The 16,883-nt window shown below is 71.3% G+C and carries 20 protein-coding genes; 8 read left to right on the plus strand and 12 right to left on the minus strand.

Translation table 11 applies throughout. The features are described 5' to 3' along the window. Positions 1–34: 34 nt before the first annotated feature. Positions 35–781, minus strand: a complete 747-nt coding sequence (locus tag AB0J87_RS33150) for an MBL fold metallo-hydrolase (protein WP_363971486.1) — start codon at positions 779–781, stop codon at positions 35–37. 27 nt (positions 782–808) lie between these two features. Between AB0J87_RS33150 and AB0J87_RS33155 the strand changes: the two genes are divergently transcribed. From AB0J87_RS33155 to AB0J87_RS33165, 3 genes are read left to right on the plus strand one after another with little or no spacing between them, the layout of a single operon-like run. Beyond that, positions 809–1,216 carry a MerR family transcriptional regulator gene (locus AB0J87_RS33155; RefSeq protein WP_363971488.1) on the plus strand — a complete coding sequence of 136 codons (408 nt, stop codon included), beginning with the start codon at positions 809–811 and terminating at the stop codon, positions 1,214–1,216. A 5-nt stretch (positions 1,217–1,221) separates the two neighbouring features. Further along, positions 1,222–2,031, plus strand: a complete 810-nt coding sequence (locus AB0J87_RS33160; protein ID WP_363971490.1) for an NAD(P)-dependent oxidoreductase — start codon at positions 1,222–1,224, stop codon at positions 2,029–2,031. 33 nt (positions 2,032–2,064) lie between these two features. Beyond that, positions 2,065–2,850, plus strand: a complete 786-nt coding sequence (locus AB0J87_RS33165; RefSeq protein WP_363971492.1) for an IclR family transcriptional regulator — start codon at positions 2,065–2,067, stop codon at positions 2,848–2,850. Between the two features lie 63 nt (positions 2,851–2,913). On the opposite strand, the gene AB0J87_RS33170 is transcribed toward AB0J87_RS33165, so the two are convergent. From AB0J87_RS33170 to AB0J87_RS33185, 4 genes are read right to left on the minus strand one after another with little or no spacing between them, the layout of a single operon-like run. Beyond that, on the minus strand, positions 2,914–3,723 hold the full coding sequence (locus tag AB0J87_RS33170) for a carbohydrate ABC transporter permease (RefSeq protein ID WP_350727334.1): 810 nt from the start codon (positions 3,721–3,723) through the stop codon (positions 2,914–2,916). Further along, complete coding sequence (locus AB0J87_RS33175) at positions 3,720–4,646, minus strand: sugar ABC transporter permease (protein ID WP_363971495.1); 927 nt, start codon at positions 4,644–4,646, stop codon at positions 3,720–3,722. Before AB0J87_RS33175 ends, AB0J87_RS33170 begins: the two co-directional genes overlap by 4 nt. Further along, positions 4,643–5,929, minus strand: coding sequence for an ABC transporter substrate-binding protein (locus AB0J87_RS33180; protein ID WP_363971497.1), 1,287 nt, complete (start codon positions 5,927–5,929; stop codon positions 4,643–4,645). The genes AB0J87_RS33175 and AB0J87_RS33180 overlap by 4 nt, the downstream gene beginning before the upstream one ends. After that, positions 5,926–7,215: an alpha-glucosidase/alpha-galactosidase gene (locus AB0J87_RS33185; RefSeq protein ID WP_363971499.1), complete on the minus strand. Its 1,290-nt coding sequence runs from the start codon at positions 7,213–7,215 to the stop codon at positions 5,926–5,928. Before AB0J87_RS33185 ends, AB0J87_RS33180 begins: the two co-directional genes overlap by 4 nt. 241 nt (positions 7,216–7,456) lie before the next feature. On the opposite strand from AB0J87_RS33185, the gene AB0J87_RS33190 reads away from it, so the two are divergent. The 3 genes from AB0J87_RS33190 (at position 7,457) to AB0J87_RS33200 (ending at position 10,280) form a co-directional block, all read left to right on the plus strand. Continuing rightward, positions 7,457–8,401, plus strand: coding sequence for an endo alpha-1,4 polygalactosaminidase (locus tag AB0J87_RS33190; RefSeq protein WP_363971501.1), 945 nt, complete (start codon positions 7,457–7,459; stop codon positions 8,399–8,401). A gap of 570 nt (positions 8,402–8,971) precedes the next feature. Then, positions 8,972–9,499, plus strand: coding sequence for an alanine racemase (locus AB0J87_RS33195; RefSeq protein WP_363971503.1), 528 nt, complete (start codon positions 8,972–8,974; stop codon positions 9,497–9,499). Positions 9,500–9,515: 16 nt separating this feature from the next. Further along, positions 9,516–10,280: an SDR family oxidoreductase gene (locus AB0J87_RS33200; protein ID WP_363971505.1), complete on the plus strand. Its 765-nt coding sequence runs from the start codon at positions 9,516–9,518 to the stop codon at positions 10,278–10,280. A gap of 18 nt (positions 10,281–10,298) precedes the next feature. On the opposite strand, the gene AB0J87_RS33205 is transcribed toward AB0J87_RS33200, so the two are convergent. Both AB0J87_RS33205 and AB0J87_RS33210 read right to left on the minus strand, forming a co-directional pair. Continuing rightward, positions 10,299–10,742: a MarR family transcriptional regulator gene (locus tag AB0J87_RS33205; protein ID WP_363971507.1), complete on the minus strand. Its 444-nt coding sequence runs from the start codon at positions 10,740–10,742 to the stop codon at positions 10,299–10,301. Next, positions 10,739–10,951, minus strand: a complete 213-nt coding sequence (locus AB0J87_RS33210; RefSeq protein ID WP_350727326.1) for a hypothetical protein — start codon at positions 10,949–10,951, stop codon at positions 10,739–10,741. The genes AB0J87_RS33205 and AB0J87_RS33210 overlap by 4 nt, the downstream gene beginning before the upstream one ends. Positions 10,952–11,054: 103 nt before the next feature. On the opposite strand from AB0J87_RS33210, the gene AB0J87_RS33215 reads away from it, so the two are divergent. Continuing rightward, positions 11,055–11,189: a helix-turn-helix domain-containing protein gene (locus AB0J87_RS33215; protein WP_363971509.1), complete on the plus strand. Its 135-nt coding sequence runs from the start codon at positions 11,055–11,057 to the stop codon at positions 11,187–11,189. A gap of 167 nt (positions 11,190–11,356) precedes the next feature. Here AB0J87_RS33215 and AB0J87_RS33220 read toward each other — a convergent pair whose 3' ends face one another. Then, positions 11,357–11,968, minus strand: a complete 612-nt coding sequence (locus AB0J87_RS33220) for a TetR/AcrR family transcriptional regulator (RefSeq protein ID WP_350727325.1) — start codon at positions 11,966–11,968, stop codon at positions 11,357–11,359. 22 nt (positions 11,969–11,990) lie between these two features. Between AB0J87_RS33220 and AB0J87_RS33225 the strand changes: the two genes are divergently transcribed. After that, positions 11,991–12,908: an NAD(P)-dependent oxidoreductase gene (locus tag AB0J87_RS33225; RefSeq protein WP_363971512.1), complete on the plus strand. Its 918-nt coding sequence runs from the start codon at positions 11,991–11,993 to the stop codon at positions 12,906–12,908. On the opposite strand, the gene AB0J87_RS33230 is transcribed toward AB0J87_RS33225, so the two are convergent. From AB0J87_RS33230 to AB0J87_RS33245, 4 genes are read right to left on the minus strand one after another with little or no spacing between them, the layout of a single operon-like run. Further along, positions 12,903–13,988, minus strand: coding sequence for a VWA domain-containing protein (locus AB0J87_RS33230; RefSeq protein ID WP_363971514.1), 1,086 nt, complete (start codon positions 13,986–13,988; stop codon positions 12,903–12,905). The genes AB0J87_RS33225 and AB0J87_RS33230 overlap by 6 nt on opposite strands. After that, positions 13,989–14,981, minus strand: coding sequence for a VWA domain-containing protein (locus AB0J87_RS33235; RefSeq protein ID WP_363971516.1), 993 nt, complete (start codon positions 14,979–14,981; stop codon positions 13,989–13,991). Beyond that, the gene (locus AB0J87_RS33240; RefSeq protein ID WP_363971518.1) at positions 14,978–15,865 is read right to left on the minus strand and encodes a DUF58 domain-containing protein; all 888 of its coding nucleotides are present in this window, start codon (positions 15,863–15,865) and stop codon (positions 14,978–14,980) included. The genes AB0J87_RS33235 and AB0J87_RS33240 overlap by 4 nt, the downstream gene beginning before the upstream one ends. 6 nt (positions 15,866–15,871) lie before the next feature. Then, positions 15,872–16,861: a MoxR family ATPase gene (locus AB0J87_RS33245; protein ID WP_363971520.1), complete on the minus strand. Its 990-nt coding sequence runs from the start codon at positions 16,859–16,861 to the stop codon at positions 15,872–15,874. Positions 16,862–16,883 lie beyond the last annotated feature (22 nt).

A 16,883-nucleotide genomic window follows, 5' to 3' on the forward strand; every position in this document is an offset into this window, starting at 1 on the left:
TGCGGCCGCACCCGTCCCGGGAGCACCGGACGGATCAGGCACTCGTGCCGAGTTCCCACCGTTTGCCCGTCGGCAGGTCCACCACGCGCAGCTCCGGACCCGCCAGGGCCACGGCGTCGGAGGCGGTGCCGCCGGTGCGGAACAGCCGCGACAGCGGGTCGTGCCCATGGGCGTCGTGCACGGGGACCAGGACCTCGGCGCCGAGCGCGGACGCCCCCGCGACGGCCTGTTCCGGCCCCATCACCAGGCGGGGCCCGAACAGGGGGCGCAGCCCGTTCACGGGCAGCAGGGCCAGATCGGCCCGGTGTCGCTCCAGCGGCGCGACCTCCCCCGCCTCCCCTCCGAAGAAGACGACCCGGCCGCCCGCCGTGGTGAAGACATAGGCGTTGTTGGGCCATACGAGGGTCCGCCCGGACGGCACGACCGTCATGGACAGGCCGGGCGCGAGGTCGAGTGTCCGCCCCCACGTCAGGCGCTCCGCCCGCCGGAATCCGAGGGCTCGGGCCCGGCGGGCCATGCCGCGCGTGGGCACGTACAGCGGTGTGGTGTCCTTGGCCGGGAAGCGGCGCAGCGCGCGCAGGTCCCAGTGGTTGGTGGCCAGGTTGGTGACCACGACGGCGGTGAGCGGGGGAAGGTCGCGAACGCGCAGGCCCAGCGGCTCGCCACGGCGCAGCCACCACCGTTCGGTGAACCAGGGGTCGGTGAGGACGGCGTGGCCGTCGAGTTCGAGCAGGACGCAGGAGTTGACCACCCGCGTCATCGCAACGGTCGGCTTGATCATGCCGCAACCGTGCCGGTTAATGTACACATGAAGTCAAGCGAGGGGATGGCCATCGGAGAGCTGGCGGAGCGGTTCGGCCTGGACACGCATGTCCTGCGCCATTGGGAGAGCATGGGCCTGCTGGCACCCGCGCGGCGCGCGGGTGGTCAGCGTGCCTACGGGCAGCGCGATCTCGAGCGGGTGGCGCTGATCCTGATGGGCAAGGAGGCCGGCTTCACGCTGGGCGAGTTGCGCGTGCTGCTGTCCGCCGCCGATCCGATGGACCACCGTGATCTGCTGCGCCACCACGTTCAGGAGCTGGAACGGCGCATCTCGCGGGCCCGGGCCGCCAAGGAGCTCGTCGAGCACGCCCTCGCCTGCCCGCACAGCTTCGCCGAGTGCGAGCACGCCCGCGAGCAGATCGCCACCCGCATCCCGGAAACCATGGATAAGTGATCAACATGACCAGACTCCCCGAGCACGTCCTCGTGACCGGAGCCGCCGGAAACATCGGCCAGGTGCTGCGGCCCACCCTGCTGCCGAAGATCGCGCGGGTGCGCCTGTCCGACCTCCGCGACGTCGGCCCGCTCGCCGCGCACGAGGAGTTCGCGCCGGCCGACCTCCTGGACCTCGACCAGGTGCGGGCGGCCGTGCGGGGCACCGAGGCGGTGATCCACCTCGGGGGCGTCTCCGACGAGGCCGGCTTCGACGCGATCAAGGGCCCCAATCTGGAGGGTGTCTACAACGTCTTCGAGGCGTGCCGCAGGGAGGGCGTCCGGCTCGTCGTCAACACCAGCTCCAACCGCATCACCGGCTTCCACCCGGCGGGGGCGACCCTCGACGGGGAGGAGGCGGTGCGGCCCGACGGCCTGTACGGCGCGGCCAAGGCGTTCGGGGAGGCGCTGGGCAGCCTGTACGCCGACCGCTTCGGCCTCGACGTGATCTCCGTACGCGTCGGCTCCTTCGAGGAGCGGCCCACCGAACCGCGCCACCTGCACACCTGGCTGAGCCACGACGACGCGGCGCGGCTCTACGGCGCCTGCCTGACCGCGCCGCCCGGCTCGGGACACGTGGTCGTCTACGGCGTCTCGCGCAACACGCGGTCGTGGTGGACGCAGAACGCGGCGGCGAGCGCGCTCGGATACCGGCCGATGGACGACGCGGAGGACTTCGCGGCCGAGCTGGGCGCCTACACCGAGCCCCATCAGGGAGGCCGGTACACGCGCTACGAGTACGGCGGATGGGCGACCCCGCCCGGCGACACCCGCTGACTGGAGCGGTTCCGCGATACGCGATAGCCTTCCATGAAGCGGAACAGGGAGGCGAAGGTAGTGGCGGACGGGCAGTCCCCGGTGGGAAGCGTCGATCGCGCGCTGCTGATCTTGCAGGAGATCGGCAAACACAGCAGAGGCGTTACGCTCGACGAGCTCGCCACCAGGCTCGGCCTGCCCAAGAGCTCGTTGCACCGGCTGCTGGGGGCCCTGAAGCACCGGAGGTTCGCCGCGCAGCCGGAGCCCGGCGGGCCGTACTTCCTCGGCACGGAGATGCTGGCCACGGCCTTCAGGTTCTACGAGACGATGGACCTGCGCAGCCTGGTGCGGCCGCTGCTCCTGCGGCTGAGCGACGAGTTCGCCGAGACGGTGCACATGGCCATGCTGGACGGCGGCGAGGTCGTCTACCTGGACAAGGTGGAGGCGGTGCGGACGATCACGATGACGTCCGTGGTGGGCGGCCGCAACGCCGCCCACTGCACGGGCGTCGGCAAGGCGCTGCTGGCCTGGACGTACCCGACGGACGAGGCCGTCAAGGCGTGGGCCGCCCGGTACGGCCCGCTGGCCACCAGGACCCGTAACACCATGACCAACCCCGCCAAGCTGGCCACCCACCTGGACCAGGTGCGCACACGCGGCTACGCGCTCGACCTGGAGGAGAACGAGCCGGGCGTGCGCTGCGTGGCGGTCCCCGTCTTCCTGGGCAGGACCGCGCCGGTCGCGGCGGTGAGCGTGACGGCGCTCAAGGACCGGATGTCGCCGGCCAGGATGGAGGAGATCGGCGAGAAGCTGCGGCAGGCGGTCGCCGAGCAGGCCTGACGCGCGCGGGCGCGGCGGTCCCGACAGCCTTCACCGGGCTCCCCGCTGGCCCGTACCGGGGCCTCAGCCCTTGACCGCGCCGGTCAGCGCCTGGACGAAACGGCGCTGGCCGAACAGGAACACGGCCAGCACCGGCAGCGTGGTCAGCACCGTGCCCGCCATGATGGCCGGCCAGTCGGCCCGGTGCTGGCCCTGGAAGGTCGTCAGGCCGGCCTGCACCGTGTAGTTGGCCTCGGAGTTGATCGCCACCAGCGGCCAGAACAGGTCGTTCCAGGCCGTGATGAACGTGATCACGGCCAGTGCCGCCATCGCCGGCCTGGCCACCGGCAGCACGACCCGGAAGAACACGCCGAAGCGCGAGCAGCCGTCGATCCGCGCGGCCTCCTCCAGCTCCTTGGGGAACGACTGGAAGAACGAGGTCATCAGGTAGATGCCCACGGCGGAGGCCAGCGACGGCACGATCAGCGCGCCGAGCGTGTCGGTCAGCCCGGCCTCGCTGAAGATCAGGAACGTCGGGATGACCGTGAGCTGGAACGGGATCAGCGCGGTCGCGATGACCAGGATCAGCACCGTCTTGGAGCCGGCGAACCTGATCCTGGCGAAGGCGTACCCGGCCATGCTGCACAGCACGAGCTGGGCCGCCACGATGGCGCCCGAGACGATCACGCTGTTGAGGAACCAGCGCGGGAAGTTCGAGCGCTCGACGACCGTGCGGTAGCCGCCCAGGTCCACAGCCTCGGGCCAGATCGCCGGCGGGAACCGGTTGAGCTCGGCCTGGGTCATGACGGAGCTGAGCAGCAGCCACACGAACGGCAGCACGACCACCGCCGACATCGGCACCAGCACCAGGTGCCACTTGCTGGGCCATCTCATCCGGTCGCTCCCCTCCGCCGCGCGATCAGCAGGCCCGTGACGATCAGCACCAGGGTGCCGGCGAACAGCACGTACGCCACGGCCGCGCCGTACCCGGCGGTGTTGAAGGTGAAGGCGAGCTGCCAGACGTAGTAGACGATGGTCACGGTCGCGTTGGCCGGGCCGCCCTTGGTGGTGGTCATGACCAGGTCGAAGAACTGCAGCGCGTCGATCATGCCCCACACCGTCAGGAAGATCGTCATCGGCCGTACCGACGGGACGATGACGTGCCTGAAGGTGGTCCACGACCCCGCTCCGTCGATCGCGGCGGCCTCCAGCACCTCCTTGCTGATCTCCTGGATGGCCGCCAGGTAGATGACCACGGCGAATCCGAACCGCGTCCAGAAGAAGATCAGCGTGAGCACCGGCATGGCCTGCGACGGGTCGCTCAGCAGCCCCTGCACCGGCAGCCCGAGCTTGACGAGCAGGCCGTTCATCAACCCGAAGTCGCGGTCGAAGATGTAACCCATGAGCAGCCCGGTGGCGGTGGCCGAGACGATGTACGGCACCAGGAAACAGGTCCGGTAGAACCCGATCCCGCGGACCTTCCGGTTCAGGAGCACGGCCACGACCAGCCCGGTGACCAGGGAGGCCGGGATGTAGAGCACCAGCAGCAGCCCGGTGTTGGCCACCGCCTGGAGGAACACGGGGTCGTCGAGCAGCGCCCGGTAGTTGGCGAGCCCCACGTTCGTGCCCGGTGTCATCAGGTCGGAGTCGGTGAACGACAACGCCAGCGCCCAGGCCATGGGCACGAGCGAGAAGCCGAGGATGACCAGCGAGGCGGGGCCCGCGAACGACCAGCCGGCGACGCTGTCGCCGAGCCTGCGCCGGTCGCGGGGCTGCCGGTGCCCGGTGCGGGCGGCGCTGAGCGCGGTGCTGCTCATGATCCCGGTACGGCCAGCGCGGCGTCCGCCTTGCCGGCCGCCTGGTCCAGGGCGGTCTTGGCGTCGCTCTTGCCGAGCAGCGCCTGGGCGATGGCCTCGGCCACGAAGGCGGAGACCCGGGGGTATCGGGTGGTGGGCGGCCGGACCCGTTTGGCGTTGGCCAGGTTCGCCGAGATCACCTCAATGCCCGGATATTTCGCGACATAGTCCTTATAGCCGGGCAGCTTGGTGATCGACTCGCGGATCGGCAGCGAGCCGGTGTCGCCCATCCACTCCAGCTGCTGCTCGGCCGCCGTCAGCCAGGCCAGGAACGTGGCCGCGGCCTTGACCCGGCGCTCGTCGTGCTCGAACACCACCCAGTTGTCCGGCCCCGAGATCGTCTCGTGGTTGCCGTCGGTGCCGGGCAGCTGCGCGACGCCGTAGTCGACCTTGGCCGCCTGCAGGTCGGGCAGCACCCACGGACCGGTCATGAACATGCCGAGCCGCCCCGACTCGAACAGCTTCTGGCCCTTCTCCGCCGGGCTGGAGTCGAGGTAGACCGACTTGTCGACCACGGCCATGTCACGCAGCCTGCCGAGCGCCTGCCGGCCGGCGGCGGAGTTGAAGGCGGCCTTCTTGTGGTCGGGCGTGAGGATGTCCCCGCCGGCCTGCCAGAGCATCGGCCACAGGCCCCAGACCGCCTCCTCGCCGCCGCTGATCGGCCAGGTGGCGCCGAAGACGCCGTCCTTGGCGCTGGTGACCTGCTTGGCCTTGGCACGGAAGTCGTCCCAGGTCCAGTCCGGTCCAGGCGCCTCCACGCCGGCCTTGGCCAGCAGTTTCCTGTTGTAGAGGACCACCATGTTGTCGACCACGGCGGGGAAGGCGATGACCTTGCCGTTGACGGTGACGGACTCCCGCTCACTGGCCCAGAAGTCCTGCCAGTTGATCGCCGGGTCCTTGACGACCTCGGTGAGGTCGGCCGTCTTGGGGTTCCTGGCGATGTTGGGGGCCCAGGAGCCGTACAGGTAGGCGATGTCGGGATAGGCGTCGGAGGCCAGCGCGGCGGTGAGCTTGGGCAGCATCCCGTCGGCGGTGGCCCCGCCGGACTCGGTCTTCACCTTGACGTCGGGGTGGCTCTGGTTGAACCGCGCGACCAGCTTCTCGATCGACTTGGCCGAGTTGTCCTCCTGGCCGTGCCAGATCGTGATCTCCACGGGGCCGCCGGCCGCCTGCTCCTGGCCGCCGCCCGAGCAGCCGGTGACCGCCAGGGCGAGGAGCACGGCGGCGACGGGCGCGCGCCTCATCGGACGCCCTCGGGGAGCAGGTCGCCGTGGGCGGCGATCATGTCGTCCACGAGGTCGTGGATCTGCTGGAGCGTCAGCGTGGCCGAGGCGTTCGGGTCGAGCATGACGGCGTGGTAGACGTGGTCGCGGCGGCCCTCCAGCGCCGCGCGCACGGTCAGCTCGCCGACGTTGAGGATCGTCCGGTTCAGCGCGGCGAGCTGGGGCGGCAGCGCGCCGATGCGGGTGGGACGCATCCCGGCCCGGTCCACCAGGCACGGCACCTCGACGCAGGCGTCGTCGGGCAGGTTGGAGATCAGGCCGCCGTTGCGCACGTTGCCGTGCACGACCCTGGGGGTGCCGGTCTCGATGGAGTGGATGACGTCCGAGGCCAGCTCCCCGGCGGGGGCGATCTCGACACCCTCCCCGGCGGCCAGCCGCCGCCTGGTCTCCTCGTACGTGCCGAGGTTCTCCGCCGACCACCGCAGGTAGATCTCGACGGGGATGCGGAAGTGCTCCACCTGGTCGTCGTGGTGCAGGAACCAGGGCAGGTACTCCGAGCCGTGCTCGCTGCTCTCGGTGGGGAAGTGACCGAACCGGCGGTACATCTCCACCCGCACGGTACGGCGCAGCTCCGGGTCACGGGCGATGACCTCGTCCAGCACCGGATACAGGTTCCTGCCCTTGTGCTCGAACTTCAGCACGAACGCCTGGTGGTTGGCCCCGGCGGTGACGAACGACACCTCTTCCTCCGGCACCTCGACGAGCGAGGCCAGCCGGGCCTGGGTGTCGCGTACGGAATGGCAGAGCCCGATGACGTTCCTGAACGCGGTCCCCTCATAGACGGCGCGGGGGATCATCGCCATCGGGTTGGTGTAGTTGAGCAGCAGCGCGTGCGGCGCCAGTTCGGCCAGGTCCGTGCCCAGGGCCACCATCACCGGGATCGTCCGCAGCGCGCGGAAGACGCCGCCGACGCCGAGGGTGTCGGCGATCGTCTGCCGCAGCCCGTAGCCGCGGGGGATCTCGAAGTCGACGCGGGTGGCCGCGTACCCGCCGACCGCGATCTCGTTGATCACGTAGTCGGCGCCGTCCACGGCGGCCCGCCGGTCGAGGTGCGCCTCCACCTTGGCGCCCAGGCCGAGCTCGGCGACCATCCAGTTCGCCATGGCCTCGGCCGTGGCCAGCCGCTCGGCGTCGATGTCGTGCAGGACAAGGGTGGACTCTCCCAGCTCGGGGAAGGTCAGGATGTCGGAGAGGACGTTCTTGGTGAACTCGACGCTGCCCGCGCCGACGAACACGATGCGTGCCATGGGGCTGTTTCCCTCCATTGAGCACGGCGGGCATGGGCCCGCTGCGTGCGGGTGAGTATAACCACGCATCCACCATGCAGACCAGGATTCCATCATTCGGAAAACGATGGTTTGGCGGATATCGCTGGCGAGGTGTCTGCTCTTATGGGATTCTCAACATCAAGATCGGATCGATCGCCTCGTTAGCCATGGATTTCCCTTATTACGGAATAGCATTCCGTATCGCGGAAGGACCAATGCATTGAACCTCCGGACACTCTTAACCCGGCTCGCCGTGGCCACGGCCCTGATACCGGCCTCCGCGACACTCCTCGCGCCCCCCGCCCAGGCGGCGTCGGCGACGATCTGGCGTCCGCCGGTGGACAGCCGCTGGCAGTACCAGCTCCAGGGCAGCAAGGCCTACGCCGCCACCGGCGGCGTCAACGTCGACATCTGCGGGGTCCCGCAGAGCGGCGGCGCCTGCGTGCGGCCGACCGTCTTCGACATCGACCTGTACGCCGCCGAGGAGGTCGCCGGCGACAACAGGACGCTCAACACGGCGGCCGTCAAGGCCATCCACGCCCGCGGGGCCAAGGCGATCTGCTACATCGACGCCGGCTCGATCGAGGATTTCCGGCCCGACTACCAGCAGTTCGTGGACTTCCACAAGAAGAACGGCAACTCCCTGCTGGGCAAGCCCTTCAGCGCCGAGTTCCCGAACGAGCGCTGGGCGAACATCAACAACGACAAGGGCCAGCGCGACTTCCTGCTGAAGATGATGGCGGCCCGCGTCGACAAGTGCGTCCAGGCGGGCTTCGACGGGGTCGAGTTCGACGTCGTCAACGCCCACGAGGAGGGCAAGTCGGTCACCGGCTGGACCGTCTCCCCCGCCACCCAGCTCGTCTACAACCGCGCGCTGGCCGGCCTGGCCCACGACCGGGGCCTGTCGGTGGCGCTGAAGAACGACCTCAGCCAGGCCGAGGAGCTGGTGCCGTCCTTCGACTACGCGGTCAACGAGGAGTGCTTCCAGTTCGACGAGTGCTCCGAGCTGAGCGTCTTCGTCAAGGCGGGCAAGCCCGTCTTCCACGTGGAGTACGGGACCGCGCCGGCGAGCTTCTGCGCCGAGTCGAAGACGCTGAAGTTCAACTCCCTCAAGAAGCCCGAGGACTACTCGCTCTTCGACAAGCCGTACAAGCCGTGCAGGTAACGGCGACCCACCGCCACATCCCGACCCGCACGCCGTAACGGCGGCCCGCGAGGACCGGCCCGGCTCATCAGCGGCCACGCCACGCAGCCGCACCGACGACCGGCCGACCACCACACCGCACCACCGACCACCGCCGACCGCGTGAGCCGGCCGCCCACCGGAGCCCGACCACCTGCCGCAGCCACGCCGCCCACCGGATCCTGCTCGCCCACCACAGGACGTCCATCCGACGCAAGCCGGCCGCTCGTCGCAGCCCCGCGCGGCGGCGTGTGACCCGTCGGCGTGGCGGAGGGCGGCGAACCGGGCGGCGTCGTAACGTTCCAGGTCCGCCGCCGGCCCGCCGAGCCGGTGGCCGGGCGCCCCCGGCCGGGGCCGCCGCCCCCACGGGACGCCGACTCTCATGCCTCGCTCCTCATTCTGTGATGCGGAATGAAGTTCCAAATCTGTGCCAGAACACCAGGAAGCGAGATCGCTGTCAAGAGGGAGCGCAGTTTCATATCTCGGAACGCTGGTGCACGATTCGGAATCAGTGCTATTTTCGGGGAAATCTCCCGAAGGGGCGGTCCACCGATGTACCCCGAACTCGACACTCCGGCGCTCGTCATCGACCTCGACGCGGTCAGGGCCAACATCATGGAGATGGCCAAGGCGGCCGCCAAGCACGGCGTCAGGCTGCGGCCCCATGTCAAGACGCACAAGATGCCCGAGCTGGCGCGGATGCAGCTCGACGCCGGGGCCGGCGGCATCACCTGCGCCAAGCTGGGCGAGGCCGAGGTGATGGCCGACGCCGGGATCGACGACATCCTGCTGGCCTTTCCCGTCTGGGGAGAGCCCAAGCTGCGCCGCCTGGCCGCGCTGCGCGAGCGCGCCAGGATACGGGTCAGCCTCGACTCCCCCGAGGTGGCCGCCGGGCTCGGCCGGTTGGGCGGCCCGCCGGTGGAAGTGCTGGTGGAGGTGGACACGGGTCAGCACCGGCTGGGCCGCCCGCCCGGCCGTCCCACCGCCGACCTGGTCGCCGAGATCGCCGCCGTCCCCGGCGTCGAGAACGGGCAGGTCACCACCGAACTCCGCGTCGCGGCCCGCGGCGCGGTCCGCTGACGAAGGAAGGGACATCATGCGGGGACTGGCCGGCAAGCGGGTGCTGATCAGCGGCGGGAGCAGCGGCATCGGCGCCGCCACGGCCCGCAGGTTCCTGGAGGAAGGGGCCAGGGTCGTGCTCGGCGGGCTTCAGCGGGAAGAGGTGGACGGCGCGGTGGCGGAGCTGTCCGCGCTGGGCGAGGTGCACGGGCTCGCCGGCGACGTCAGCGCGGAGGCCGACGTGACCCGGCTGGTGGCGGGCGCGATCGCGGCGCTGGGCGGCCTCGACGTCCTGATCAACAACGCCGGTACGGCCTGGCGCGAGCCGTTCCTGGAGATCACGCCCGGCCACTGGGACAGGATCATCGCGGTCAACCTGCGCGGCATGTTCCTCGTCGCCCAGGCCGTGGCCCGCCACCTGGTGGAGCAGGGCACGGGCGGGGTCATCCTCAACATGTCCTCCACCAACGGGCTGGGCGGCGAGGCCGACTACGCCCACTACAACGCCTCCAAGGGCGGCGTGCTGCTGCTCACCAAGACGATGGCCGTCGAGCTGGGCACGCACGGCATCCGCGTCAACGCGCTGTGCCCCGGCTACATCCAGACCCCGCTCAACGCCTCGATCTCGGCCGGGCTCGCGGGCGACTTCGTCACCTCGTACGAGCGCGAGCACATCCCCCTCGGCAGGGCGGGGCTGCCGGAGGAGGTCGCCGCCGGCTACGCCTTCCTGGCCTCCGACGACGCCGCCTTCATCCACGGCACGGAGCTGGTCATCGACGGGGGCCAGCTCGCGATCATGTGACTCACGGGGCGCTCGCGGCTACCGCTGGTCGCTCTCCTCCAGGTTCGCGATCATGCGGTCGAGCGTGCGCATGAACGCGTCGAACTCCTCCTGGTCGATCCCCCGCAGCGCGCGGGCGTTGGCCTCCCGCGCGCCCCGGGTGAGCTCGGGCTGGATCTGGCGGGCCCGCTCGGTCAGCCGGTAGTGGGAGCGCCGCCGGTCCTGCGGGTCGGCGGTCCGGACGACCAGCCCGTCACGCTGCATGCGTTTGAGCGTGTGGGCCATCGTCGACTGGTCGATCCTCACCCGTTCGCACAGCTCCTGCTGGGTGAGCCCGTCCTCCTCGAACAGGGCCAGCAACTGCGCGAACTGCCCCGGCGTCACTCCCGTGTCGGCGATGTTGACCCGCAACCCGTTGCCGAGCAGCCTGGCCAGGTGGTTGATCTGGTAGCCGAGGGACGACTGCCGGGGCAACGAGGTCACACACGTTCCTTTGCGCGGATCAGCCGGCGGATGCGCGGCCACTGCCACATGGCCACGCCCGAGGCGAGCAGGACGGGCAGGATGACCCAGCGTATCGCCACATGGGCAGGCGAGTCGGCGGGCGGCGCCAGGTAGACGTAAGCGATGATCGCCAGCCCGGCGATCAGGTGGACGGCGCGCTGAATCGTACGGATCTGCCTGGCCTTCATGGCGACTCCTCGACGACGGATTACATGGCTTGCCATCTATTGTATATGGCAAGCCATGTAATCGCGCGGGGGGCCACCAGTCGGGGTGGCCGGTGGCGGTCTGTTGCTGGCCGACCCGGGTTACTCCGCCGACGCTCCCGGGCTGTGCGAGAGCCTGGGTGTGGCCAAGAGCAGCATGAGCGGCGCGCTGGGGCAGCTCGAGCGGGGCGGGCTCGTCGCCGGGCCCGGCTGGAGCTGATGCGCGACATGTACGCCTTCATGGGCCGCGAGCTCCCCAAGCTCCTCGACCAATGGGACCGGGAACGCCGCCAGTGACGTAGGGACTGCCCGCGACGTGGGAGCGGCGGAGTCGCGGCAGCGCTTCGAGGAGATCGCCGGCATGCCGCACGCGCGCAGCGACCGCCGTCAGCGCAGCCGGAGGGTGGCGGCGGCGGTCTCGACCCAGGCCGCGAGGAACCGCTCCGGGTCGAGACCGCCCGGAGTGTGGCCGATCATGGCCCGGAGCAGCGGATAGTAGGTCAGGGACGCCAGGAGCACGGCCCCGGCCGCCTCCGGATCGTCGACGTCGGCCCGGCCCAGCTCCTTCTGCGCGGCGATCCAGGCGGCCCCCTGGGCGTACACGCCGGCCAGCACCCCCTCCCACATGCGCTCGAACAGATCGGGAAACCCGTCGTACTCGCGCAGCATGATGCGGATGAGATCGCGGTCGCTCTCCAGCGACTCCCAGACCACCCGCGCCATGCGCTCCAGCGCCGCGCGCCCGTCCGCGTCCGCCGGCCGCTCGGCCGTGGCCGCGGCGGCGCGCCGGGCGACGGCCTCCATGTTCTGCCGCACGGCCTCCTCCAGCAGCGCCCGTTTCGACGGGAAGTGCTTGTAGAGCGCGCCCGAGCCGGTGGTCAGCCCGCACGCCGCCTGGATGTCGGCGACCGAGGTCTCGGCGTATCCGCGGGTGGAGAACAGCCGCACCGCCTCGTCGATGAGCCGCTGCCGGGTGACCCCCGGGGTCGATCTCGCCATAGTGAGAGAGTACTCTCTTTCTATGCGAGTGTTCATCACGGGCGGCACCGGCGCGATCGGCCGCCACACGGTCCCTGCCCTGCTCGCCGCGGGGCACACGGTGACCGCTCTTGCCCGCACGCCGGGGAAGGCGGCCGACCTCAGCAGCCAGGGAGCCGCCCCCGTCACGGTGTCACTGTTCGACCGCGAGGCGCTGGCCTCGGCCTTCGCCGGGCACGACGCGGTGGTCAACCTGGCCAGCGCGATCCCGCCGATGAGCAAGTTCATGAGCGTCACCGCGCACCGCCAGAACAACCGGGTGCGCGCCGAGGGCTCGGCCGCCGTCGTGGACGCCGCGCTGGCCGCCGGGGTCGGCCGGGTCGTCCAGGAATCGGTCAGCATGGTCTACCGCGACCAGGGCGCGCGCTGGATCGACGAGGACGCGCCCGTCGATCACTACCCGATGACCCGGGGCAACTTCGCCGCCGAGTCGAGCGCGCACCGCTTCGGCCGGGAGGGCGGCGGCGCGGGCGTGGTGCTGCGGTTCGGCTGGTTCTACGGGCCGGGGGCCGCGCACAGCGAGGAGATGTACGCCCAGGCACGCCACCACGTCGGCATGGTGCTCGGTCACCCCGACGGCTACGTGTCCTCCATCCATCTGACCGACGCCGCCGAAGCCGTCGTCGCCGCGCTCGGGGCGCCCGCGGGCACGTACAACGTCGTCGACGACGAGCCGCTGACCAAGCGGGAGTACGCTCACACGCTGGCCCGCGCCGCCGACACCCGCCTGTGGCTCAGCGTCCCCGGCCGCGCCGCCTACCTCTTCGGCCACCGCCTCACCTCGCTGACCCGCTCACTCCGGGTCAGCAACGCCCGCTTCCGCGCGGCCACGGGCTGGGCCCCGCGCTACCCCAGTGCCCGCGAGGGCTGGCCGGCCACCGCCGCCGTCCTCGCCTCATGACGCCGACGGGGACCGACGAGGCCTATCAGTGGTCCGGGGGCGGTTCCACCAGAGGGACAGGGACAGGGCCGCGGTGATGAGGACGGCGCCGCCGGCCGCGAAGGCGGCGGCCGTGTCCACCCGCTGGTGGATGACGGTGAAGGTGCCGGGCAGGGCGTCGAGGGCGCTCTGGAGCTGGCCGGCGTTCTCGGCGCGGTGGTAGGAGCCGCCGGTGGTCTGGGCGATCTGCTTGAGTGCGGGCTCGTCGATCATGCGGACGTTGCGGCCGCGGTCGAATCCGCCGCGGCCACCGAAGCCGCCGCCCCAGCCGCCGAAGCCGCGGCCGTCGAACTGGGAGTTGTCGCAGACCATCGGGGCCGGGTTCGTGGTGCCGAAGCCGATGGTGAAGACGCGGACGCGGCGCAGGGCCGCCTCCTGGGCGGCGGTCTGCGGGTCGACGCCCTGGGTGTTGGCGCCGTCGGTGAGCACGACGATCGCGGCCCCGGCATAGCCTGCCCCGCCGCCGTCGGTGGGGTTCGCGCCGGTGGGGGCGACCGACGGGTCGACCTCCGCGATCGCGTCGATCGAGGTGAGCATGGCCTGCCCGATCGCGGTGCCGCGGGACACGGTGAGGCCGTCCAGCGCCTTGATCAGCGAGTCGGTGTCGTCGGTGGGAGGCACGAGCAGCCCCGCGTTGCCCGCGAAGGTGACCAGGCCGATGCGCGGCCCGCCCCGCTGCGACTCGATGAAGTCGGCGGCGGCCTTCCTCGCGGCGGTGATGCGGTTGGGGTCGACGTCCGTGGAACACATGGAGCCGGAGGTGTCGAGCGCGAGCAGGATCGTCGCCGACGTCATCGGCACCGGCACCGACGCCTGCGGTCGCGCGGCCCCGACCGCGAGCAGCGCGAGTCCGGCGATGAAGAGGGCCGCGGGGATCTTCCGCGTCCAGCGCGTACGGCCGGGCAGGGCGCTGCGTACGAGCGCGATCGAGGTGACCCGCACGGCGGCCCGCCGTCGGCGGCGCCCCGCCCACCAGCGGATGGCGAAGATCAGCGGGATGATCAGGACGGACAGCAGCGCCCACGGCCATGACAACGACATTCAGATCACCCGTCCAGACCGGAGCACGGTGAGCGCCGCTCCGGCGGTGAGCAGCGCGAGGGCGAGCCCGATCAGGGCGCCGGCGAGGGGCAGCGGCTCGTCGGAGACGGTGAGCCGCAGATCGATCGTGTCGGCGATCCCGTCGAGCCGCGCGGTGTCGGAGGCGGGGTGGTAGGCGCCGCCGGTGGCCTGCGCGATCGAGGTGAGGGCGTCCTCGTCCAGCGAGGTCTGCAGGCGGTAGCCGTCGACCTGCACCGTCGCCCCGGCCGTGGTGCCGACCCCGACGGTGTGGATGTGGACGCCCGCCTTCTGGGCCACGGCGGCGGCCTGTTCGACGGCCGGATCGCCGGCCCCGCCCTGGTTCTGGCCGTCGGAGAACAACACGATCGTCGCCGACGGCCAGTAGCCGACGTCGGGCGCGGCGCCGTCGCGGCCGATGGCCACCTGCTTGCCGGTGATCAGCGTCAGCGAGGCCGTGATGGCCGTCCCCAGCGAGGTGCTGCCGGTGATCTTCAGCCGGTCGATGGCCTTGAGCGCGATGGAGTGGTCGGCATCGGGACGGGCGGCGGTGAGCCCGCCCCGCGCGAACGCGACGACTCCGATGTCGACGCTGTCCGGCTGCGCCGCCACGAACGCGCGGGCCGCCCGCTGCGCTCCCGCCAGCCGGGTGGGCGTGACGTCGTCGGCGCCCATGCTGTTGGAGACGTCGATGGCGAGGATGACGGTGCCCGCGGTCCGCGGGACCGGCACCATGGCCGCCGGTCCGGCGGTGGCGACCGCGAGTACGGCGACGCCGGCGATCGTCAGGCCGCTGCCGAGGTACGCCCGCCGGGCGCCCGGTACGGCGACGCCGGCGGCGGCGAGCGCGGCCGTCCGGCGGCGCGCCGAGACGACGGCCGCCCAGGCGAGCGCCGCCGTGACGATCAGTCCGACGGCCAGCAGCAGCGGGGAGGACAGGGTCATGAGGGTGCCGTGCTCGACAGGCTCGGTCATGGCGATCGGTCCCGGGTTCGGGCGACGACCTCGACGAGCGCCTCGGCCAGGTCGCGGTCGGTGTCGACGCGGTGTACGGGCACCCCGGCCCGGCGCATGCCCGCCGCGAGCCGGGCGTCGCGGGCGTCGACGGCCTCCCGGAAGCGCACCCGCAACAGCGGGTCGGCGGAGTCGACGACGAGCTGCTCGCCGGTCTCGGCGTCCTCGACCACGATCAGCCCGGCCTCGGGCAGCACGTCGTCGGCCGTGTCCACGATGCGCAGCGCGACGACCTCGTGCCGCCGGGCCAGGCGCTGGAGCGAGCGCTCCCAGTCGCCCTCGCCGATGAAGTCCGACAGCACGACGACGAGCGCGCGGCGGCGCGCGAGCCGTCCGGCCGCATCGAGCATCTCCGCCAGGTCGGTGGTGGTGCCACCACGCGCCGTTCCGGCGGTGCGTTCCAGCTCGGCGCCGATCCGCAGCGCGTGCCGCCGGGAGGTGCCAGGCGGCACGACGCGCAGCATCCCCGTGTCGAACAGCAGGGCGCCGACGCGGTTGCCGCCCCGGCCGAACAGCCGGGCCAGGACGAGCGCGAGCTCGGCCAGCACGTCGTGCTTGCCGCGCCCCGGCCGGCCCGCCAGCATCGACGCCGACCGGTCGAGCACGAGCCACACCGTCAGCTCGCGGTCCTCGGTGAACACGCGCAGGTGCGGCTCGTCCAGCCGTGCGGTCACGTTCCAGTCGATGTGCCGGGCGTCGTCGCCGTCGCCGTAGGGGCGCAACCCGGTGAAGTCGATCCCGGAGCCGCGGTGCGCGGTGCGGTGGGCGCCCTGGAGCCGGCCGTCCAGCCTGCGGACGACCTTCCACTCCAGGCGGAGCAGCAGCTTTTCGGGGGCGGTGGCCATGGCGGCTCAGCGGTTCTGCAGGACGACGTCGGGCGCGCGGACGGCCCCGAGCACCCTGGTGATGATCGTGTCGGCGTCGACGTCGTCCGCGAGGGCCTCGTACGACAGCACGAGGCGGTGGCGCAGCACGTCGAGCGCGAGCTCGGACAGGTCGTGCGGCAGGACGTAGTCGCGGCCGCGCAGGAACGCCAGCGCCCGGGCGCCCGTGACCAGCGCGATCGACGCCCGCGGGCTCGCCCCGTAGGTGACGTACCGCTCCAGCTCGCCGAGCCCGGCCGTCGCGGGCGAACGCGTCACGGCGACCAGCCGGACCGCGTAGTCGACGATCGCCGGATCGACGTACACCTGCTGAGCGCGGGCCCGCATCGCGATCAGATCCTCGGCGGTCACCATCGCCTGCGGCGGCTCCGGCGGACGCAGCGCGCGTTCGACGATCGCCTGCTCCTCGGACTGCGTCGGATAGTCGACGACCACCTTCATCATGAACCGGTCGACCTGCGCTTCGGGCAGCGGGTAGGTGCCCTCCGACTCGATCGGGTTCTCCGTCGCCATGACCAGGAACGGCTCGGGCACCCGGAACGTCTCACGGCCGATCGTCACCTGATGTTCCTGCATCACCTCCAGCAGGGCGCTCTGCACCTTGGCGGGGGCGCGGTTGATCTCGTCGGCCAGCAGCAGGTTGGCGAACACCGGGCCGAGCTCGGTCCTGAACTCCCCGGAGTGCTGGTGGTAGACCCGCGTGCCCACGAGGTCGGCGGGCACCAGGTCGGGGGTGAACTGGACGCGCTGGAAGCTCCCGGCGATCGCGGCGGCCAGCGACCTCACCGCGAGCGTCTTGGCCAGGCCCGGCACGCCCTCGACGAGCAGGTGGCCGTCGGCGATCAACGCGACGGCCATGCGCTCCAGCAGCACGTCCTGCCCGACGATCGTGCGTTTGACCTCGAACAGCACCTGTTCGAGCGGATGAGCCGACTCGGGGGACTTGGTCGAGGTCATCGTCTTCCTTCTCGAGATGTGT

The sequence above is a fragment of the Nonomuraea sp. NPDC049625 genome, assembly GCF_040675285.1.
Taxonomy (GTDB): domain Bacteria; phylum Actinomycetota; class Actinomycetes; order Streptosporangiales; family Streptosporangiaceae; genus Nonomuraea; species Nonomuraea angiospora_A.